This window comes from Burkholderia sp. YHN3-13 (assembly GCF_055810675.1).
Window position 1 is genome coordinate 22,841 of sequence record NZ_JBVVNQ010000003.1, and the last position, 18,094, is coordinate 40,934.

At 70.3% G+C, this 18,094-nt stretch carries 24 protein-coding genes; 18 read left to right on the top strand and 6 right to left on the bottom strand.

The window, feature by feature from the left end:
* Positions 1-71 precede the first annotated feature (71 nt).
* The 3 genes from AC0KUR_RS08405 to AC0KUR_RS08415 form a co-directional block, all read right to left on the bottom strand.
* Positions 72-554 (bottom strand): PRC-barrel domain-containing protein, encoded by a 483-nt coding sequence (locus AC0KUR_RS08405; protein ID WP_034189979.1) that lies wholly within the window; start codon positions 552-554, stop codon positions 72-74.
* Positions 555-643: 89 nt separating this feature from the next.
* A complete protein-coding gene (locus AC0KUR_RS08410; RefSeq protein ID WP_034189980.1) occupies positions 644-1,075 on the bottom strand; it encodes a CBS domain-containing protein in 432 nt (143 codons plus the stop codon).
* Positions 1,076-1,154: 79 nt separating this feature from the next.
* Positions 1,155-1,409 carry a hypothetical protein gene (locus tag AC0KUR_RS08415; protein WP_034189981.1) on the bottom strand — a complete coding sequence of 85 codons (255 nt, stop codon included), beginning with the start codon at positions 1,407-1,409 and terminating at the stop codon, positions 1,155-1,157.
* A gap of 166 nt (positions 1,410-1,575) precedes the next feature.
* On the opposite strand from AC0KUR_RS08415, the gene AC0KUR_RS08420 reads away from it, so the two are divergent.
* The 12 genes from AC0KUR_RS08420 (at position 1,576) to ligD (ending at position 12,060) form a co-directional block, all read left to right on the top strand.
* On the top strand, positions 1,576-1,881 hold the full coding sequence (locus AC0KUR_RS08420) for a hypothetical protein (protein ID WP_034189982.1): 306 nt from the start codon (positions 1,576-1,578) through the stop codon (positions 1,879-1,881).
* Positions 1,882-2,068: 187 nt separating this feature from the next.
* The gene (locus AC0KUR_RS08425) at positions 2,069-2,311 is read left to right on the top strand and encodes a hypothetical protein (RefSeq protein WP_473375691.1); all 243 of its coding nucleotides are present in this window, start codon (positions 2,069-2,071) and stop codon (positions 2,309-2,311) included.
* A complete protein-coding gene (locus AC0KUR_RS08430) occupies positions 2,308-2,619 on the top strand; it encodes a hypothetical protein (RefSeq protein WP_301742467.1) in 312 nt (103 codons plus the stop codon). The genes AC0KUR_RS08425 and AC0KUR_RS08430 overlap by 4 nt, the downstream gene beginning before the upstream one ends.
* A gap of 25 nt (positions 2,620-2,644) precedes the next feature.
* Positions 2,645-2,959 (top strand): hypothetical protein, encoded by a 315-nt coding sequence (locus tag AC0KUR_RS08435; RefSeq protein ID WP_034189983.1) that lies wholly within the window; start codon positions 2,645-2,647, stop codon positions 2,957-2,959.
* Between the two features lie 212 nt (positions 2,960-3,171).
* Positions 3,172-4,605 carry an RNA polymerase factor sigma-54 gene (rpoN, locus tag AC0KUR_RS08440; RefSeq protein WP_473375692.1) on the top strand — a complete coding sequence of 478 codons (1,434 nt, stop codon included), beginning with the start codon at positions 3,172-3,174 and terminating at the stop codon, positions 4,603-4,605.
* Positions 4,606-4,679: 74 nt separating this feature from the next.
* On the top strand, positions 4,680-4,868 hold the full coding sequence (locus tag AC0KUR_RS08445; protein WP_049028728.1) for a DUF3008 family protein: 189 nt from the start codon (positions 4,680-4,682) through the stop codon (positions 4,866-4,868).
* A 46-nt stretch (positions 4,869-4,914) separates the two neighbouring features.
* Positions 4,915-5,076 carry a DUF1328 family protein gene (locus AC0KUR_RS08450; protein WP_027792525.1) on the top strand — a complete coding sequence of 54 codons (162 nt, stop codon included), beginning with the start codon at positions 4,915-4,917 and terminating at the stop codon, positions 5,074-5,076.
* On the top strand, positions 5,073-5,459 hold the full coding sequence (locus AC0KUR_RS08455) for a DUF3022 domain-containing protein (protein ID WP_473375693.1): 387 nt from the start codon (positions 5,073-5,075) through the stop codon (positions 5,457-5,459). Before AC0KUR_RS08450 ends, AC0KUR_RS08455 begins: the two co-directional genes overlap by 4 nt.
* Positions 5,460-5,564: 105 nt before the next feature.
* The gene (gene katE, locus AC0KUR_RS08460) at positions 5,565-7,688 is read left to right on the top strand and encodes a catalase HPII (protein WP_473375694.1); all 2,124 of its coding nucleotides are present in this window, start codon (positions 5,565-5,567) and stop codon (positions 7,686-7,688) included.
* 15 nt (positions 7,689-7,703) lie between these two features.
* On the top strand, positions 7,704-8,207 hold the full coding sequence (locus AC0KUR_RS08465; protein WP_049034872.1) for a DUF421 domain-containing protein: 504 nt from the start codon (positions 7,704-7,706) through the stop codon (positions 8,205-8,207).
* Positions 8,208-8,244: 37 nt separating this feature from the next.
* Positions 8,245-9,240, top strand: coding sequence for a non-homologous end joining protein Ku (ku, locus tag AC0KUR_RS08470; protein ID WP_124608219.1), 996 nt, complete (start codon positions 8,245-8,247; stop codon positions 9,238-9,240).
* 24 nt (positions 9,241-9,264) lie between these two features.
* The gene (gene ligD / locus AC0KUR_RS08475) at positions 9,265-12,060 is read left to right on the top strand and encodes a DNA ligase D (protein WP_473375695.1); all 2,796 of its coding nucleotides are present in this window, start codon (positions 9,265-9,267) and stop codon (positions 12,058-12,060) included.
* A 5-nt stretch (positions 12,061-12,065) separates the two neighbouring features.
* Here the strand turns inward: ligD and AC0KUR_RS08480 are convergent, their stop codons facing one another.
* Positions 12,066-13,385, bottom strand: coding sequence for a cation:proton antiporter domain-containing protein (locus AC0KUR_RS08480; protein WP_473375696.1), 1,320 nt, complete (start codon positions 13,383-13,385; stop codon positions 12,066-12,068).
* 42 nt (positions 13,386-13,427) lie between these two features.
* Positions 13,428-13,784, bottom strand: coding sequence for a DUF3175 domain-containing protein (locus tag AC0KUR_RS08485; protein ID WP_034189992.1), 357 nt, complete (start codon positions 13,782-13,784; stop codon positions 13,428-13,430).
* 157 nt (positions 13,785-13,941) lie between these two features.
* Between AC0KUR_RS08485 and AC0KUR_RS08490 the strand changes: the two genes are divergently transcribed.
* The 5 genes from AC0KUR_RS08490 (at position 13,942) to AC0KUR_RS08510 (ending at position 16,405) form a co-directional block, all read left to right on the top strand.
* Positions 13,942-14,358 carry a hypothetical protein gene (locus AC0KUR_RS08490; RefSeq protein ID WP_473375697.1) on the top strand — a complete coding sequence of 139 codons (417 nt, stop codon included), beginning with the start codon at positions 13,942-13,944 and terminating at the stop codon, positions 14,356-14,358.
* Between the two features lie 96 nt (positions 14,359-14,454).
* Positions 14,455-14,820: a DUF3022 domain-containing protein gene (locus AC0KUR_RS08495; protein WP_049029431.1), complete on the top strand. Its 366-nt coding sequence runs from the start codon at positions 14,455-14,457 to the stop codon at positions 14,818-14,820.
* 198 nt (positions 14,821-15,018) lie between these two features.
* Positions 15,019-15,567 carry a type 1 glutamine amidotransferase domain-containing protein gene (locus tag AC0KUR_RS08500; protein ID WP_034189995.1) on the top strand — a complete coding sequence of 183 codons (549 nt, stop codon included), beginning with the start codon at positions 15,019-15,021 and terminating at the stop codon, positions 15,565-15,567.
* A 4-nt stretch (positions 15,568-15,571) separates the two neighbouring features.
* Positions 15,572-15,904 (top strand): DUF1488 family protein, encoded by a 333-nt coding sequence (locus AC0KUR_RS08505; protein ID WP_473375698.1) that lies wholly within the window; start codon positions 15,572-15,574, stop codon positions 15,902-15,904.
* A gap of 255 nt (positions 15,905-16,159) precedes the next feature.
* On the top strand, positions 16,160-16,405 hold the full coding sequence (locus AC0KUR_RS08510; protein ID WP_034190091.1) for a hypothetical protein: 246 nt from the start codon (positions 16,160-16,162) through the stop codon (positions 16,403-16,405).
* 30 nt (positions 16,406-16,435) lie between these two features.
* On the opposite strand, the gene AC0KUR_RS08515 is transcribed toward AC0KUR_RS08510, so the two are convergent.
* Positions 16,436-17,686: a phosphatidylserine decarboxylase family protein gene (locus AC0KUR_RS08515; RefSeq protein WP_343727747.1), complete on the bottom strand. Its 1,251-nt coding sequence runs from the start codon at positions 17,684-17,686 to the stop codon at positions 16,436-16,438.
* 110 nt (positions 17,687-17,796) lie between these two features.
* Between AC0KUR_RS08515 and AC0KUR_RS08520 the strand changes: the two genes are divergently transcribed.
* On the top strand, positions 17,797-18,045 hold the full coding sequence (locus AC0KUR_RS08520; RefSeq protein ID WP_473375699.1) for a hypothetical protein: 249 nt from the start codon (positions 17,797-17,799) through the stop codon (positions 18,043-18,045).
* Positions 18,046-18,094: the final 49 nt, after the last annotated feature.

The window sequence follows — 18,094 nt, forward strand, 5'->3', positions numbered from 1 at the left end:
GAAAACGCCCCGCGCGGGGCGGGGCGTGTCGCAAGCGGATACGCCGGCGAACCGGCGCCGCATCGTTGCGATCAGTGACGGCCGCGCGTGCGCGGATCGTCCAGTTCCTCGGTCGGGTCGGTCAGCCCGAGTTCGTCGCCGGCGCTCCAGTACGGCGCGCTGCCGTAGAACTCGTGCAGCGGCTCGGCCCATTGCGGGTCGGCCATCGCCGGCCAGTGGTCCTTGTCGAACCCCGGCGCGTTGCGGATCCGCTCGGACGATACCGACAGCAGGAAGCACTTGCGCTCGGTGTCGAGCGTGAGCGCGCTCCACGGAATCGCGTGCAGCTTGTCGCCGATGCCGAGGATGCCGCCGCTCGACAGCACCGCGTAGGCGATCCGGCCCGAGCGCACGTCGAGCATGATGTCCTTGATCTTGCCGACGTCGTCGCCGTCGGTCGTATAGACCTTGTTGCCTTCCAGCGTATCGGCCGCCATCACGTCGGGGCCGGGGCCGGCCGCGGTCGCGGCGCCCTTGCCGATGATGCGGGTCTGACCTTGATCGGAAGTCTGCATGGTTTCCTCCAGGCTGCGTGGGGCGCGACCGTGCCCGGGGCGGGCCCTGCGGGTCGCGCGGGTTGTCGGGACGGGCGAGGATCGCGCCGTCACGTCTGCTTCGGTTGCGACACGCTTTCGAGTGTGTTCGCGACGTCGTCGCGCTCGGGGCTCGCGGAGCGCGTCGCGATGTCCGCGAGCGACAGCATGCCGACCAGCCGCTTGTCGTGATCGACGACGGGCAGGCGGCGCAGTTGCGCGTCGGCCATGTAGTGCTGGATCTCCTCCAGCGAATCGTCGTCGAAGCACCATTCGATCGGGCCGGACGCGACCTCGTGGATTCGTGTCTCCGGCGGCTTGCCGGCCGAGATCGCGCGCACCGCCAGATCGCGGTCCGTCACCATCCCGATCAGCCGGTTGTTGTCGCATACGGGCAGCGCGCCGATGTCGTAGCGCTCCATCAGTTGCGCGGCATGACGGATCGAATCGGTCGGCGCGATGCGCACGACGTCCTGCGACATGATTTCGTTGACGCGATGCATGAAGTCCTCCTTGCGGGTGGGTACGGTGTGTTGGTCATCCGAACCAGCAAGCCGCGTGCCGCACGGCGCGCGCGGCCGCTCACGTGTCGCCGCGTTCGCGCTTGTCCTGCCGCGGCGCGTCGTCGTGCGTGCCGGGCGGCGTGTCGGGTTCGATACGCGTGACGCCGCCGGTCGCCGGCGGGTCGCTCGCCGGAAAGGTGTCCTCGAGCTGTTTGTCGATATGGCGTTCCGAGTGGCGAGTGTGCGTGCGGTCCTGGTGTTTCAGCGGCGGCGACGGGTCGTCGTGCCGCTCGTGGGCCGGCGCGTCGTGGCCGGACCGGGTCGAATCCTTCATCGCGAGGCTCCGTATCGGTGACGATGACGCGGATCTTCCCGCAACGGACGTTCCCGGCGCGCGCGAGGCACGCGACTTGCCGCGTGAACGGCGACGACGAACACGACACGACGACGATGCGCGGCGCAACCGGTGCCTGCCGTGCGCGTGTCCAGCGGGAGGCACGATGACGATTCCGAAACGACGACCTGGCGTGCGCTACGAGGTCAACGTATGCGGCGGCGCATTCGATTCGGTGAAGCACCATTTCAACGAATGGAAGCATGAACCGCTGATCTACCGGCCCGAGCGCCGGATGTTCGAAGGCAAGGCCGACGTGCGGCCGCTCGGCGACGAGACATTCGGCGCGACCGAGCCCGCGCGCTTCGCGCTGCAGCGCGCGTGCGAGCCGTCGGACCCGTATGCGCTCGCGGCACGCGTGACGGACGACGGCCGCGAGCTGTGGCTCGTGATGGCCGCGTATGACGCGTAGCGTGGCGCTTGCAAGTTTTGCAGTGGACGGTGTAGCGAAGGCACGGCGTGTCGGGGGGAGCCGCTCGCATGCGCGTTCATGCCGGTCCGCGGGCGACGCGCGCGACGGCATGCGCATTGCGCGACCGCTGTACCCGAATGCGGCCGCTATCCGCAGTACGGTCCGAACCCGCAACGATGGAATGCCGATGAAACACGATCCCGTGCAGTGGCTGCAGCGACCCGAGCCGCCGATTCCCGACATCGAGCCCGACCCCGAACCGCCCGATCCGGACGACGTGCCGCCCGACATGCCGGAACCGCACCGTCAGCCCGCGGGCGACCCGCCCGGGACCGCGCCGCCGGAACGCGACCCGCCGTCGCGCGAGCCGCCGGTGCGTGCTTGGGCGGTGAGCAGGGTGCGACGAACCCATCGGGAGGCACCGCGATGAGCCTCCGCGTGAAACCCGGCATGCTGCGCGAGATCGCCGAGACGCTCGGCCGCCATTTCGAGGCGCGCGCGCTGCCATTCCATGTCGAGGAACAGCCGGCGGGCGCGTTGCATATCGGCTTCCGGGTCGACGGCCATCCGGCATCGTTGACCGTGACGTTCGACGCGCACGCATTCGCGGCGCTCGAACAGGCCGGCATCGGGCGGCAGCGCGGCACGCTCATGCGGGTCGCGGCCGAATTCGACGCGATGATGGCGCGCCGCGCACCGACCGCCTATGCGGGCGATTTCCATTTCAACCGGCTTTGAGCCGCCGATCCGAGGGAGGATTTCGATGAACACGATCCAGACGATCCGCGCGGGCGCCTGTGCGTTCGCCGCCGTGTGCGCGCTGGGCGCCTGCACGCAGCCGACAAACGGCCCCTACGGCGCCCATGCGGCGCCGCCCGCGCCGCCGGACGGCCGCGGCGCGCAATCGACCACGACGATGCCGGACGCGAATACGCGCTACGACACGCGTCCGTCGCCGGGCAACATGATGCCGCAAGGCGCGGCCGGCGGCGAACCGGCCGACGTGCCGCCGCCGGGACCGAACGGCGCGCAGGGCGACCAGCCGTTGCCGGGCACGCCGCCGCCGATGCAGTACTGAACCGGCGACGCATGACGTGAGGCAGGGGGCGGCATGAGCGAAATGCGTGCCCCAAACTTGCCGCCGGCTTGTAAAAAAGCGGCCCCGAGCGGCGGCGACCCGGGGTAGGAACCCGCGAGAGCCGCGGCGCAACGCGCTTTGCCGGATTGGCACGAAAGCTGCATGAATCCTGGACACGATTGAACACGAACCGAACCGTCAGGAGGCTTTCGATGCCCGTCTCGCTTGCGCTGCAGATGCGACAGCATCTCGCACTTACGCCGAGGCTTCAGCAGTCGCTGCGGCTGCTGCAGTTGTCCTCGCTCGAATTTCAACAGGAACTGCGGCAGGCGCTCGACATGAATCCGTTTCTCGAAGACGGACAAGGCGACGATGAACCTGCCGCCGATCCGGCGGCGCAGCCGGCCGAAACGGCCGCGCCCGACCCGGCGCCCGAACCCGACGAAGGGCGCCCGCCGGACGGTGAGGTGCCCTTTACGGCCGCGCCCGCGCCGCGCGGCACCAGCCACCAGGGCGACGACGGGGGCGGCCTGTCGCCCGGCGAATGGATCGCCGCCGAGCCGTCGCTGCATCAGCAACTGCACGACGCGCTGCGGCTCTATCCGTTGAACAGGCGCGATCGCGAGGCCGCACGCATGGTGATCGACGCGCTCGACGACGACGGTTACCTGCGCCAGGAGCTGGCCGAGCTGCTGGCCGCGGCCGATCCCGCGCTGCTATTGTCCGAACAGGATCTCGCGATCGCGCTGCGGCTCGTGCAGATGCTCGACCGCCCGGGGATTGCCGCGCGTTCGCTGTCCGAATGCCTCGTGCTGCAGCTCGATGCGATTCCGGCCGGCACGCCGGCCCTGGCGGAAGCAAAAGCGATCGCGCGCGAGCATCTCGAGCGGCTCGCCCGCCGCGAGACGGCCGAAATCCAGCGGCGCCTGGGCTGCAATCAGGAGACGCTGCACGCGGCATGCGCACTGGTGCGCGGGCTCGATCCGCGCCCCGGCAATCACTACGGCAGCACGCGCGGCGACTACGTGGTGCCCGACGTGATCGTGCGTCAGGTGCGCGACGAGTGGATCGTGACGATCAACCCGGCCGTGCTGCCGCGCGCGCGCCTGCACGAGCGTTACGCGACGCTGTTCGCGCAGTCGAGCGGCGAACGCGATTCGCCGCTCGGCCAGCAGCTGCAGGAAGCGCGCTGGCTGATCCGCAACGTGCAGAAGCGTTTCGACACGATCCAGCGCGTCGGCGAATGCATCGTCGCGCGCCAGCGCGATTTCTTCCGCTACGGCGAGATCGCGATGAAGCCGCTCGTGCTGCGCGACATCGCCGAGGAACTCGACCTGCACGAATCGACCGTGTCGCGGGCGACGGGCAACAAGTACATGGCCACGCCGCACGGCACGTTCGAATTCAAGCATTTCTTCCCGCGCAAGCTCGAGGCGGCCGGCCGCGGCGTGTGTTCGGCATCGGCGGCGAAGGTGCTGATCCGCGACATGATCGCGGCCGAGCGGCGCACCGATCCGCTGTCCGACGTCGCGCTCGCGGCGTACCTCGCGGGGCGCGGCATTCTTCTTGCGCGTCGCACGGTGACGAAGTATCGCCAGGCGATGAAGATTCAGCCGGCCGACCTGCGGCGTCGCGATGCCGCGTGACGGCTTGCCTGACGAATCCACCGCGCGAGGCTGCCCGTCGTAGCGGCCCGCGCACTCACGACAGGAGCGCAACCATGCCAGCAAAATCCCAGGCCCAGCAGCGTGCCGCGGGCGCCGCGCTGTCCGCCAAGCGCGGCGAAACGAAAATGAAGGATCTCAAGCCGCCGTCGAAGTCGATGGCCAAATCGATGAGCGAGAAAGAGCTCGAGAAAATGGCTTCCACGCCCGTGCGCGGCAAACCGAAACACAAGCACGATGCGTGACCGACGACGACGTTTGGTGACGACCGCTGTCCTTCAGGAGGGTTCCATGCTTCGATACGCCATCATCTTCTTCATTATCGCGATCGTCGCGGCCGTGTTCGGCTTCGGCGGCATCGCGGCCGGCGCGGCCGAGATCGCGAAGATCCTGTTCTACATCTTCGTCGTGATCTTCCTGGTCACGCTGCTGCTGGGTGTCGTGCGACGATGAGCGATGCGCCCGACCGGTCGCAGCGCGTGGCCGAACTCGAACACGCGCTCGCGATCGGATTTCCGTCGCAGTCGACCGTCGTCGTGCAGGCGGACGACGCGTCCGGCCGGCTGACGATCCACGTGTCGTGGGTGCGCGTGCCGTCCGACGAGGACGCGCGCGAATGGCGCTGCGCGGTCGACCTGCGGTTCGATCCGGACGTGATCGCGCGCTATGCGTCGCTCGATGCGGCCGACCGGCTGCGCGTGCGCACGCAGCTGTGCGATCGCGCGCGGCGCGCGGTGGACGAGTACAAGCCGCGCGTCGAGGATGCCGCGATCGAATGCAGCGTGGCGCTCGACGTGACACGCGCCGAATTCGACGCGGCGCTACGCGCGCCCTGACGCTTCGCGGCCGGTTCGCGGGTGCGGTTCCGCTCGCGCCGGCTTTCGCCGCTGTCCGCACGCGCGCGCCGTAGCGCGAGGGCGCGTGTCGCGGCGGCCTCACACATGCCACGAGGACTCTCGATGACCCATTCCCCCTCAGCCGGCAAGACCCCGCCGGCGCCGTCGCCCGACAGCGCGAAGTCGCGCCAGCTCGAAGAAAACCGTTCGCGGCCCGACCGCGAGGCGCTGCGCACCAACCAGGGCGTGCGGATCGCCGACAACCAGAACACGCTGCGCGGCGGCGCGCGCGGCCCGTCGCTGCTCGAAGACTTCATCATGCGCGAGAAGATCACGCACTTCGATCACGAGCGTATTCCGGAGCGCGTGGTGCACGCTCGCGGCTCGGCCGCGCACGGCGTGTTCCGCGTCTACGAGCCGATGGCCGACTACACGAAGGCCGCGTTCCTGCAGGATCCGGCCGCCGAGACGCCGGTATACGTGCGCTTCTCGACGGTGCAGGGGCCGCGCGGGTCGGCCGACACCGTGCGCGACGTGCGCGGCTTCGCGGTGAAGTTCTATACGGAGGAAGGCAACTACGACCTCGTCGGCAACAACATGCCGGTGTTCTTCATCCAGGACGCGATCAAGTTTCCCGACTTCGTGCATGCGGTGAAGCCCGAGGCGCCGAACGAGATGCCGACCGGCGCATCCGCGCACGACACGTTTTGGGATTTCGTGTCGCTGGTGCCGGAAGCCACCCACATGGTGCTGTGGCTGATGTCTGACCGAGCGCTGCCCGCGAGCTTTCGCGCGATGGACGGCTTCGGCGTGCACACGTTCCGCTTCGTGAACGCGGCCGGCGACGTGCGCTTCGTGAAGTTCCACTGGCGCCCCGTGAGCGGCGCGTATTCGCTGCTGTGGGACGAAGCGCAGCGGATTGCCGGCCACGACCCGGATTTCAACCGGCGCGACCTGTGGACGGCGATCGAGCGCGGCGACTATCCGGAGTTCGAGCTCGGCGTGCAGATGATCGATCCGGCCGATGCGGACCAGTTCGACTTCGATCTGCTCGACCCGACCAAGCTGGTGCCCGAAGAGCGCGTGCCGGTGCGGCCGATCGGCCGGATGACGCTGAACCGCAATCCCGACAACTTCTTCGCGGAAACCGAGCAGGTCGCGTTTCACCCGGGCCACGTGGTGCCGGGCATCGACTTCACGAACGACCCGCTGTTGCAGGGGCGCCTGTTCTCGTACACCGATACGCAACTGAGCCGGCTCGGCGGCCCGAATTTCCACGAGATTCCGATCAACCGTCCGGTGTGCCCGTTCGCGAACAACCAGCGCGACGCGATGCACCGGCAGACGATCAACGTCGGGCAGGCGTCGTACGAGCCGAATTCGACGAGCGGCGGCTGGCCGCGCGAGACGCCGCCCGCGCCGTCCGGCGGCGGCTTCGAGACCGTGCACGAGCCGCTCGAGGGCGAGAAGGTGCGCGTGCGCAGCGAATCGTTCGCCGATCATTTCTCGCAGGCCGCGCTGTTCTACCAGAGCATGACCGGGATCGAGCAGCGGCACATCCGCGACGCGTACTGCTTCGAGCTGGGCAAGGTGACGCAGCCGCGGATTCGCGAGCGGGTGGTCAACGACATCATCGCGCGCTTCGATGGCGGGCTCGCCGCGCAGGTCGCGGAACGGCTCGGGCTGCCCGCGCCGCACGCGGCCGCGACGCCGGCCGTCGCGCAGCGCTCGCCGGCACTGAGCCTGATCGGCCGCGCGAAGCCGGGCGTCCGCTCGCGCAAGATCGCGCTGATCGCGACGCCGGGTACGAGCCCGGCGCTCGTCGAGCAGGTGCGCGACACGCTGCAGGCCGCGCACGCGGTGCCGACGATCGTCGCGCCGACGCTCGCGCCGATCGGCGGCATCGTGCCGGAGGCGACGCTGGCCGGCATGCCGTCGGTGATGTTCGACGCGGTATTCGTCTGCGGCGGCGACGACGATGGCGGCGATCTCGCGCACAGCGCCGACGCACGGCACTTCGTGCGCGAGGCGTTCAAGCACCTGAAGCCGATCGCGGCCGTCGGGTCGGGGCGGCAACTGCTGCGCACCGCGCACCTGCCGGACCCGGCCGAAGGCGTGTGCGTTGGGCAGGCCGTCGATCTCGACGCCGTCCTGAAGGCGCTGTCGGACCACCTCGGCCAGCATCGCGTCTGGGCGCGCGAGCAGCAGGCGGCCGCGTTGCCGGCCTAGCGCCGCCGCGCGATCATGGACGTCGTCGTCGCGCTGTTCGGACAGGGCCGGATGCTTGGCCCCGGCCAGATGGCGCTGCGCGCGATCGTCGTGTCCGCGATCGCGCTCGTGCTGATCCGCGTCGCCGGGCGGCGCGCGTTCGGCCAGCGTTCGCCGTTCGACTACGTGGTCGGGATCCTGCTCGGCGCGATCCTGAGCCGCGCGGTGGTCGGCGCGTCGCCGTTCGTGGCGACCGTCGCGGCGTCGTTCGCGATCGCGCTGCTGCATCGCGCGATCGGCTGGGCCTGCGTGCGCTCGCGCCGGCTCGAGCGGCTGCTGGTGGGCGTCGAGCGCGAGGTGTATCGCAACGGCCGCTTCGACGACGCGCAGATGCGTGCCGCGCTGCTCACGCCGACCGACATTCGCGAGAGCGTGCGGCAGGCGCTCGGCGCGAACGACCTGTCCGACGTCGATGCGGCGATCCTGGAGCGCAACGGCCACGTCAGCATCGTGCGGCGCAGCCGCCGCCGCAGGCCGTGACTTGCGCTGGCCCCCACACGCGGCAAGGAGGACATCGATGGCACGGATGATCTGGAAAGGCGCGATCAGCTTCGGGCTCGTTCACGTGCCCGTGCAGCTGTTCCCGGCCACGCGCACCGTGAAGCCGTCGTTCCGGCTGCTCGACAAGCGCTCGATGGACCCGGTCGGCTACCGGCAGATCAACAAGCGCACCGGCAAGGAAGTCACGCGCGAGGACATCGTGCGCGGCTACGAGTACGAGAAGGAGCGCTACGTCGTGCTGACCGACGACGAGATCCGCGCGGCGAACCCCGAATCGACGCAGACGGTCGACATCGTCACGTTCGTCGACGAGGACGCCGTGTCGTTCCTGTATCTCGACACGCCGTACTACCTCGTGCCGGACCGCAAGGGCGAGAAGGTCTATGCGCTGCTGCGCGACGCGCTGAAGGACAGCGGCAAGATCGGCATCGCGCACGTCGTGATGCGCGACCGCCAGCATCTCGGCGCGCTGATTCCGGTCGGGCCGCTGCTGGCGCTCGACACGCTGCGCTGGCAGGAGGAGCTGCGCCCGCTCGACGAACTGTCGGTGCCGGCCGACGACGCGAAACGTGCCGGCGTCAGCGCGCGCGAACTCGCGATGGCGAAGAAGCTGATCGAGGACATGTCCGGATCGTGGTCGCCCGACGCGTATCACGACACGTTCCGCGACGACATCCTCGAGCTGGTCGAGCGCAAGGTCCGCGCGGGCCGGATCGAGGAGATCGAGGACCGGCCCGCGCAGACGGGGCGCGCGGCGTCCAACGTCGTCGATCTGACCGAATTGCTCAAGCGCAGCCTGAAGGGTGGCGGGCGCGCGGGCGGTGGGGACGACGATGCGGATACTGAAGCATCGGCGCCTTCGCGTGCGGCCGGCGCGCGCCGCAAACCGGCGGCGAAAGCGCCCGCCAAAGGAGCGGCGAAGGCGCCCGCGAAACGTACGGCCGCGAAGCACGGCGCCACCGGTGCGCACTCGGCGAAGAAGGCCGCCGCGCGCCGCAAGCACGCCGCATGACGCCGCGTGAAGGAGGATGACGCGATGGCAGGCAAGCTCGATCCGTATCGCCGCAAACGCCGCTTCGACGCGAGCCCGGAACCCGAGGGCGCGCACGGGCGGCGGCGCGCTTCCGCCGATGCGAATACGCGCACGGGGCGCAACGCGCGACCGTCCGCGCGCGCGGCCAGGCCGCTGCGCTTCGTGATTCAGGAACACCACGCACGGCGCCTGCATTACGACTTCCGTCTCGAACTCGACGGCACGCTGAAGTCGTGGGCCGTGCCGAAGGGGCCGAGCGTCGACCCGTCGGTGAAGCGGCTGGCCGTGCACGTCGAGGATCATCCGCTCGAATACGCGTCGTTCGAAGGCGAGATTCCGGCCGGCCATTACGGCGCGGGTTCGGTCGTCGTCTGGGACGAAGGCACGTGGACGCCCGACGGCGGCGTCGCGCAGGCACGCGCCGGCTATCGTGCCGGCAAGCTGACGTTCCGGCTCGACGGCGCGAAGCTGCACGGCGGCTGGGCGCTCGTGCGCAGCGGGCGGCAGCAGGGCCGCCAGGCGCAATGGCTGTTGATCAAGGAACGCGACGACGACGCGCGCGACGCCGAGACGTTCGATGTCGTTGCCCAGCGGCCGGGCAGCGTGCATGACGGACACACGCGGGCCGCGCGCGATCCGGCACCGGCCGACGCGGCGCCTGCCGCGCGTGCATCGCGCCGCGCCCGGCGCAACGCGTCGGGCGTGCGCGGCGAGGCGCACGACGACGGGCTGGAAGAGCCGTCGCCCGACCTCGCTCAGGTAGAGGGCGCCGTGCGTGCGGCGTTGCCCGAGCGCGTCGCGCCGCAACTCGCGACGCTGGTCGATGCGCCGCCGGCGCACGGCGACTGGCGCTACGAGGTGAAATTCGACGGCTACCGGATCCTTGCGCGGATCGCGGGCCGCGGCGCGCGGCGGCACGTCACGCTGATGACGCGCGAAGGCCGCGACTGGACCGCGAAGCTGCGCTTGCAGCGCGATGCGCTCGCGGCGCTCGACGTCGACAACGCGTGGCTCGACGGCGAGGCCGTCGTGCTCCGCGACACCGGCCTGCCGGATTTCCAGGCGCTGCAGAACGCGCTCGGCGCCGGGCGCTCGGACGCGGTGACGCTGTTCGTGTTCGACCTGCCGTTTCTGGATGGATACGACCTGCGCGACGCGCCGCTCGCCGCGCGTCGCAGGCTGCTCGAACCGCTGCTCGCCGGCAGCGACCCCGCGCGGCTGCGCTACTCGCCCGATCTCGGCGACGATATCGCGTCGCTGATCGCGAGCGCGTGCGACACGGGGCTCGAGGGGCTAATCGGCAAGCGCGCGGATGCGCGCTATCGCGGCGGCCGCTCGTCCGCGTGGATCAAGCTGAAATGCAGGCGGCGACAGGAGTTCGTGATCGGCGGTTATACCGAGCCGTCGGGCAGCCGGCATGGCTTCGGCGCGCTGCTGCTCGGCGTCCACGAGCCCGCCGCGGGCGGCAGGCGGCCGCGCGGCACGCCGCCGCTGCGTTATGTCGGCCGCGTCGGCACGGGGTTCGATACGCGCCTGCTCGACCGGTTCGCGGCTACCTTGCGCAAGCACGAACGCGACACGACGCCGTTCGACCCGCCGCCGCGCGAACGGTCGCGCACGCGGGTCCACTGGGTCGAGCCGACGCTCGTCGCCGAATGCGAATTCGCGGAATGGACCGGCGACGGGATCGTGCGGCAGGCGGCGTTCGTTGCGCTGCGCGAAGACAAGCCGGCGCGGCAGATCGTCCGCGAGGTGCCGCGCCACACCGACACGGAGACGACGATGGATGGACCCCGCACCACGCACGACCCGCACCCGCCCGCCGCGCCTGCCGAATCCGCGCACGGCCGCCCGCCGCGCACGCGCTCCGATGCGTCGGCGGGCCGCACGCACGGCGAATCCGGTGCCGCCCAGGTTGGTCGGGTCCGCATCACTCACCCCGATCGCGTACTCGATCCGCAAAGCGGCACGCGCAAGATCGACCTCGCGCATTACTGGCAGCGGGTCGCGCCGTGGCTGCTGCCCGACCTGAAAGGGCGGCCCGTATCGCTCGTGCGCGCGCCGGGCGACATCGCCGGCGAACTGTTCTTCCAGAAGCATGCGGAGCGACGCGAGATCCCGTTCGTCACGCAGCACGTAGGACTGGATCCCGGCCACGGGCCGCTGCTGTCGATCGACAGCGTCGACGCGCTGCTCGGCGCCGCGCAGATGGGCACGATCGAGTTGCATACGTGGAACGCGCATGCGTCGAACATCGAGCGGCCGGACCGCATCGTGTTCGACCTCGATCCCGATCCGGCATTGCCGTGGCGCGAGATGATCGACGCCGCGCAGCTCGTGCGCGGGCTGCTCGATGCGCTGGGACTCGTGTCCTTCTGCAAGACCAGCGGCGGCAAGGGGCTGCACGTCGTCGTGCCGCTCACGCGGCACGCGGGCTGGGACGACGTGAAGGCGTTCTCGCGCGCCGTCGCGCAGCACGTCGCCGGCACGTTGCCCGAGCGCTTCACCGCGACGATGGGGCCGCGCCACCGGCGCGGCAAGATCTTCGTCGACTACTTGCGCAACGGCCGCGGCGCGAGCACGATCGCCGCGTACTCGGTGCGCGCGCGGCCCGGCATGGGCGTGTCGGTGCCGCTCGACTGGGACGAGGTGCCCGCGACGACGGGCGGCGCGCAATGGACGATCGACACGCTGCACGAACGGCTCGATACGCTGAAGCGCGATCCGTGGGAAGACTATGCGAAGACGCGCCAGCGCGTCACCGCCGCGATGCGTGCGCGGCTCGGCGTGCAAACGTGAACGCGTCAGCGCCGGTGCTGCAGCCGGTAGTACCAGTTCATCAGCGGCGTCGCGGAGATCCCGTGCGCGACCACCGATGCGCAGACGACGGCCAGCACCGGCGCGGCGAGCGGGCGCACCGCATCGGACGGCCCGTGCTCAAGCGCGAACAGCAGGTAGTAGAACGAGCCGATTCCGCGAATGCCGAACCATGCCATCAGGCGCCGCTGCGCGTGCGTCGCGGGTGAACCGGCGAGCGTGAGCAGCACCGCGAGCGGCCGCACGGCGACGAACAGCACGGCGGCCAGCGCGGCGGCGCCCCAGGTGAACAGCGCGCCCGGCAACGTCGCGAGCACGCTGCCGACCATCGTCATCACGACGGCTTCCGCGATCCGTTCGAGTTCGATCGTGAAGCCGAGCACCGATTCGGCCATGAACGCGTGGGCCTTCTCCGGATGCTTTTCGGTCGCGACGACGTCCTCCGAATCGATCTGGCCGATCACTTCGCGCGGCTTGCGGTCGCCGCTCGCGCGATGCTCGACGCGCCGCATCGCGACGCCGGCCGCGAACGTCGCGATGAAGCCGAACGTGTGCGCGAGCTGCGCGGCGCCGAACGACAGCACGATCAGCGCGAGCGCGAAGAAGCCTTCGAGGCCGAGTGCCTGCGCATGGCGCGTGCGCAGCCAGCCGATCGTCCAGGTCGTCGCCCAGCCGAGGCCGCCGCCGATCGCGGCCGCACCCGCGATGCCCCACAGCGCGGCGAGCGCGAACGTGCCGGACAGCGGCGCGACGCCATGCGTCGCGTCGCTTGCGCCGCACAGCGCGAGCCCCGCGAGCGCGAACGGCAGCGCGATGCCGTCGTTCATTCCGCCTTCGCCCGACAGCGCGAAGCGGACGAGATCGCGATCGCCCGGATCGTGCACCTGCACGTCGTGCGCGAGCACGGGGTCGGTCGGCGCGAGGATCGCCGCGAGCAGCAACGCGGGGCCCCAGCCGAGCCCGAGCGCGAGCACCGCGCAGGCGGCGAGCAGCGGCACGGTGACGACCATCGCGAGCAGGCCGAGGCGGCACGGCACGAGCCACAGCCGGTCGGACAGCGGCACGCGCAGCCGCAGCCCGATCGCGAACAGCGACACGAGCAGCGCGATTTCGACGATTTCACGCAGCAGCCGGCCGTCGCGTTCCAGGTCGAGACGCAGCAGGCCGGCGCCGGCCGGGCCGAGCGCGACGCCGAGGATGAGATAGATCATCGCGGTGCTGCAGGGCAGGTGGCGCAACGCGGACGTCGCGAGGCCCATGCCCAGCAGCACGGCGCCGATGATCAGGTACCAGAGCGTCTCGTGCATGGGTGCGCTCGTGGCTGGCGGGCAACGCAGGCGCGCAAGCCGTCAGGGCTTGCGGCCGAATGCCTCGCGCAGTTTCCGCTTCGCGCGTTCGAGCGTCGTGCGGCGCGTTTTCGGGAGGTTGCGGCCCGCGCGGTTCACGTAGAAGTTCAGCATCGACATCGCCGACTGGAACGGCGATGCCTTGCGGCGGCGGCTGTGCTCGGCCGAACGCTTCAGCGAGGCGGCGATCGCGGCCGGATCGTCGGATTTGAAGATGTCGGGCTCGAGGTCGAGCGCATCGCTTTTTTGCGTGACTTCGCCCGACCAGCGCTTGCGGTGTTTCGGGTCGGCGCTGCGGGCGCGGCCGGCGCGGCGCGTGAGGCGCTTGCCGTGCGCATGGGAAGCGGAGGCGGAAGGCATGAAGGCGGCTCCATATGGGGTCGGGGGAGGGTCGTACGGTGAGAGGCGCCGCAAACCGCGTGCCGCGCGGCGCGCCGGTGCCGGTGACGGCATGGGCCTTGCTGAAAGGTACGGGCAGGCTTTTCCATGACCGCATCACCACCAGGGAGACAACACCATGGAGTCAGTATTGGAATCGATGTGCGTCGCGCGGCGCGTGCTCGCTTGCGCGGCTGTCGCGATCGTTGCGGCCGCGCCGGCCGCATGGGCCCAGAACACGCAGCGTCCGGACGAAGGAACGGGCGCACCGAATCCGTCGATGGACATGTCGACGCCGGACACCAACGGCAATACGGCCGCGCCGCCTCCGCCCGCCAGCCCGAAGCGGCACGGCGCGAAGCACGGCATGCCGTCGCACAGCGGGGCGGCAGGCCACGTGAAGCCGGGCGGCGGCCCCAACGGTGCGGGTGCGGGCGGCAGCGGTGCCGCGGGGGGCGGTGTCGGTGGCGGTACGGGCGCGGGCAACGGCGGCTCGCCGGGGGCGACGGGCTCGGGCGGCGGCGGGGCCGGCGGCGCGGGTTCGAGCGGATATTGAGGCGGTAATCGACGGTGTCGTGCCGGCGCGGCCGGCACGGCGCGATGGCGGCGCGGTTTCCAGGACCGGCGCACCGCCACCACGCAGGAGGACATCATGCAATCGAATTCCCGGATTTTGCTGGAGAACGAAGAGATCGACGGCGACGCGATCGACGCGGACGATCTCGACACGACCGTCCAGGTCGATGTCGAAACGGGCCGGATCATGTTCCATGCGGCATGGGCGCTCACGCCCGAAGCGCCGCCCGAGGCCGCGCGGCATGCGGTCGTGCTCGCACTCGACTGCGACACGATGGAGCGTTACGCGGATCTCGACGACGGCGCACGGATGCGCGTGCACGCGATGCTGCACGAGGCCGTGCAGCAGACGCTCGACCAGTTGCCCGACACCGACGAGCACCTGACGCTGACGGTCGAACTGACCGACGCGATGCTCGACGCCGCGCGCCATCTGCAGTAGCCGTGGCGGATCGCCCTGCCGCATCGGATTACATCCCGTTGAAATCTTTGCAGCCGGTACGTGGCGACGTCGAACGGCCGGCCGCGCGCACGCGCGCGGCGGCCTTCGCGTGATTGCGGGGTGGTTCCCCGGCCGGCACGCCGATTGCGGCGCAATCGACGCGGCACGACGTGTGCCGCCATTCCGACGGAGGCATTCATGAGCGGCAGGCTGGATCATTGCAGGGTAGCCATTCTCGCGGTCGACGGTTTCGAGGAAGCCGAACTCGTCGAGCCGCAGCGCGCGCTCGCGGCCGAAGGCGCGCAGGTCGACGTGATTTCGCAGCAGCGCGGCGAGATCCAGGGTTTCCGACACGTCGACAAGGGCGAGCGCGTGAAGGTCGACCGCACGTTCGACGAAGCGCGCGAAGGCGACTACGACGCGGTCGTGCTGCCCGGCGGCGTCGTAAACGGCGACGCGATCCGGATGCTGCCGGCCGCGCGCGAATTCGTGACGGCGGCCGTCGGCGCCGGCAAGCCGATCGCGGCGATCTGCCACGGCGGCTGGCTGCTCGTGTCGGCCGAACTCGTCGAGGGCCGCACGATGACGAGCTGGCCGAGCCTGCAGGACGATATCCGGCACGCGGGCGGCAAGTGGGTCGACGAGGAGGTGGTGCGCGACGGCAACCTGATCACGAGCCGCAAGCCGGCCGACCTTCCCGCGTTCAACGGCGCATTGGTCGATCGCCTCGCGGCGCGGGGCGCATAGCGCGATGCCGGCCGATTCCGCCCGCCAAGTGACGCTGACCGTCGCGCCGCCCGTGTTCGACGGGGCGGCGCTGCAGTTGCGTTTCGTCGTCGAGGTCGATGGCACGCCGCAGACCTGGGCGATCACGGTCGAAGCGCTGGAAGATCATTTCGGCGCGCGCTCCGCGCTGGAGGCCGACCTGCGCGACGCGTTCGAACGCGGCCGTGCGCGCATCGAGGCGGCATGTGCGGACCTGCTGGCGAACGGCAATGAGGGTGATGTCGTGCTGCACAGCGGGTATTTCCGGGCGCCGGCGGGCCGCGCGCGGGCAGGGCTGTTCCCTTCCGGGCGGCGCTGACCCGCGTGCCGTTCCCGTGCCGGGATTCGGGCGCACCCGGGCCGCCGGCCTTACACGCAATTGAAAACTTTCCAGCCGGGCGCACCCGCCGTCCGGTGCCACATCGCGCGGCAGGCACGCCGCCCGGACATCGATCGCCTCACGCCGGCTGGCACGGACCCTGCATGTTCATCCCGTTGCCGGCGCACGATGCGCGCCGCACGCCGATGCGGTGCCGGGGGGGCGTCGCGCGCAGCCGTCAACGGGGAAACGAGCATGCTGACCGCCCATGAATTTGCCGCGCTGTTCCTGGCGCATCACGCGCCGGAACAGATCCAGATCGACCGCGACGACATCGTCGCCCTCGTCGAACAACACCTGATCGTGATGCAGCACGACGACGCGTCGGGCGAGCACCGTCCCGCGCTGACGGCCGACGGGCTGTCGGTGCTGCGCAGCGTGCAGCGGCATGACGCGGCCGAATCCGGCGCGATCGGCCTGAGCGACACCGCCGACGCGTAATGTTTCGCGCTTGCGCGCTGCGCGCGCCGCTCACCGCGCAATCGCCACGGCCGCGTTGACCCGCACGACGGGCGCCGGGCCATCGTGCGGCGGCGCATGCAGGAAGCGGTCGATCACGCCGGCTTCGAACAGCAGGCAGTACGTCGACCCGCCGAACTGGAAATAACCGATCTCGTCGCCCTTGTCGACGCGCTGCCCCGGCACGACCTCGATCACGCACGACGACACGTCGCCCATCCCGACGAACACGGCCGCCACGGTGCCGATACCGGGGTCGTCGCAGGAAAAGGCGACCACCGCGCGCGCGGCGACGGACGTCATGTAGCCTTGCGAATCGTTGAGTCCGGCAGGATCCGGGCCTTCGGCTTCGGCGACCGAGTAGTAGGCGCCGTCGACCCGGTACGCATGCGTGACGACACCACGCACCGGCGCATGCCAGCGATGGTAGTTGTAGGCGCTGAGATAGGCCTGGTAGACGTCGCCGCCGACGAAGCGTTCGGCGAGGGACAGCCGCGCGGGCGTGAAGAGATCGCGCAGCGAATACGGCTGCGCCTTGATCCAGAACGTGTCGCGCAGCTTCACGTGCGTTTCGGTGTGATACGGCGCGGCCTCGCACGCGCTGACGATCACGTGCGGATCGTCGGGCGCCGCGACCGGCCGCGCGCCGTCGCGAAAGCGTCGCGTGAAGAAATCGTTCCACGAATCGAACCCCCAGTGCGGCTGGTCGTCGCGATACCGGAATTGCGACAGGCCGAGGCGCTCGTACGCTTCGTCGCAGAACCAGCCGTCGGGCGCCGACGTGTCGAGATGCGCGCGCGAGTGCGGGCCGCCGAGGAAGTCGCACCACACGGTCAGCATGCGCTTCAGGTGGGCGTTGACGGTCTGGTCGCGAAACACCGCGTGGCCGGACGGCATGCACATCGGCCAGTCCAGGAACGCGTTGATCGGGCAGACGATCAGGCTCGCTTCGCTGAACGGCGGCGTGTAGGTCATCAGGTGATCGAGCACCGTCATCAGTTCGCCGATCGACGTGTAGCCCAGCCGGCGGCCCGACGCGACCGCTTCGTCGATCGCGCGGCTCAGCCCCATGCGCAGCACCGCGTGATCGTCGAACAGCCGCGCGAGGTCCTGCACGGCCGGCGTGCGCAGCCGGTCGCCGGCATGCGCGCGCGCTTGCGCCGCGACTTTCTCGCGGAACGCGGCCATATGAGCCTCTTCGCGCGCCATCCAGTCGCCGAGCCGGCGGCGCGTGGCGGGCGGCGGGTTGGAATGGGTGGACATTGTCTCCTCCGGACGTCGGTTCGCGTGAAGCGCAGCAAGATGCCTGCCCGGCGGCGGCACCGGAATTGCGACGCTCGTTCGACGACTGTTTCATGACACGGGAGAGCAAGATGAACACGACTTCGAAGGCACGACAAACGAAGGAGGCCGAGGCGACCGACACGCGCCGCGGCGGCGGACAGCATACGGTGACGCCGACGCGCCCGCGGGTGCGTGCCACCCGGGCCGCGCCGCGCGATGCGCGACGGCCGACGGAGCACGACGCGAGCGGGCCGGTGGCGGCGCACGACGGCCACGGCGAGGACAAGCCGTTATGGGAAGACGACCGTGGGGCGATGCCGCCGGAAGAAGGGGCGTGAGGCCGTCATCGCGCAGCGGCCGCGGCACGGCGGGGCCGGCGATCAGCCG

Coding starts and splice junctions, on each gene's coding strand:
- AC0KUR_RS08520 (WP_473375699.1), top strand. CDS start 17,797: ATGAACACGACTTCGAAGGCACGACAAACGAAGGAGGCCGAGGCGACC.
- AC0KUR_RS08435 (WP_034189983.1), top strand. CDS start 2,645: ATGAACACGATCCAGACGATCCGCGCGGGCGCCTGTGCGTTCGCCGCC.
- AC0KUR_RS08495 (WP_049029431.1), top strand. CDS start 14,455: ATGCAATCGAATTCCCGGATTTTGCTGGAGAACGAAGAGATCGACGGC.
- AC0KUR_RS08410 (WP_034189980.1), bottom strand. CDS start 1,075: ATGCATCGCGTCAACGAAATCATGTCGCAGGACGTCGTGCGCATCGCG.
- AC0KUR_RS08465 (WP_049034872.1), top strand. CDS start 7,704: ATGGACGTCGTCGTCGCGCTGTTCGGACAGGGCCGGATGCTTGGCCCC.
- AC0KUR_RS08445 (WP_049028728.1), top strand. CDS start 4,680: ATGCCAGCAAAATCCCAGGCCCAGCAGCGTGCCGCGGGCGCCGCGCTG.
- AC0KUR_RS08425 (WP_473375691.1), top strand. CDS start 2,069: ATGAAACACGATCCCGTGCAGTGGCTGCAGCGACCCGAGCCGCCGATT.
- ligD (WP_473375695.1), top strand. CDS start 9,265: ATGGCAGGCAAGCTCGATCCGTATCGCCGCAAACGCCGCTTCGACGCG.
- AC0KUR_RS08430 (WP_301742467.1), top strand. CDS start 2,308: ATGAGCCTCCGCGTGAAACCCGGCATGCTGCGCGAGATCGCCGAGACG.
- rpoN (WP_473375692.1), top strand. CDS start 3,172: ATGCCCGTCTCGCTTGCGCTGCAGATGCGACAGCATCTCGCACTTACG.
- AC0KUR_RS08505 (WP_473375698.1), top strand. CDS start 15,572: ATGCCGGCCGATTCCGCCCGCCAAGTGACGCTGACCGTCGCGCCGCCC.
- AC0KUR_RS08490 (WP_473375697.1), top strand. CDS start 13,942: ATGGAGTCAGTATTGGAATCGATGTGCGTCGCGCGGCGCGTGCTCGCT.
- AC0KUR_RS08405 (WP_034189979.1), bottom strand. CDS start 554: ATGCAGACTTCCGATCAAGGTCAGACCCGCATCATCGGCAAGGGCGCC.
- AC0KUR_RS08500 (WP_034189995.1), top strand. CDS start 15,019: ATGAGCGGCAGGCTGGATCATTGCAGGGTAGCCATTCTCGCGGTCGAC.
- AC0KUR_RS08455 (WP_473375693.1), top strand. CDS start 5,073: ATGAGCGATGCGCCCGACCGGTCGCAGCGCGTGGCCGAACTCGAACAC.
- AC0KUR_RS08415 (WP_034189981.1), bottom strand. CDS start 1,409: ATGAAGGATTCGACCCGGTCCGGCCACGACGCGCCGGCCCACGAGCGG.
- ku (WP_124608219.1), top strand. CDS start 8,245: ATGGCACGGATGATCTGGAAAGGCGCGATCAGCTTCGGGCTCGTTCAC.
- AC0KUR_RS08420 (WP_034189982.1), top strand. CDS start 1,576: ATGACGATTCCGAAACGACGACCTGGCGTGCGCTACGAGGTCAACGTA.
- AC0KUR_RS08450 (WP_027792525.1), top strand. CDS start 4,915: ATGCTTCGATACGCCATCATCTTCTTCATTATCGCGATCGTCGCGGCC.
- AC0KUR_RS08480 (WP_473375696.1), bottom strand. CDS start 13,385: ATGCACGAGACGCTCTGGTACCTGATCATCGGCGCCGTGCTGCTGGGC.
- AC0KUR_RS08510 (WP_034190091.1), top strand. CDS start 16,160: ATGCTGACCGCCCATGAATTTGCCGCGCTGTTCCTGGCGCATCACGCG.
- AC0KUR_RS08515 (WP_343727747.1), bottom strand. CDS start 17,686: ATGTCCACCCATTCCAACCCGCCGCCCGCCACGCGCCGCCGGCTCGGC.
- AC0KUR_RS08485 (WP_034189992.1), bottom strand. CDS start 13,784: ATGCCTTCCGCCTCCGCTTCCCATGCGCACGGCAAGCGCCTCACGCGC.
- katE (WP_473375694.1), top strand. CDS start 5,565: ATGCCACGAGGACTCTCGATGACCCATTCCCCCTCAGCCGGCAAGACC.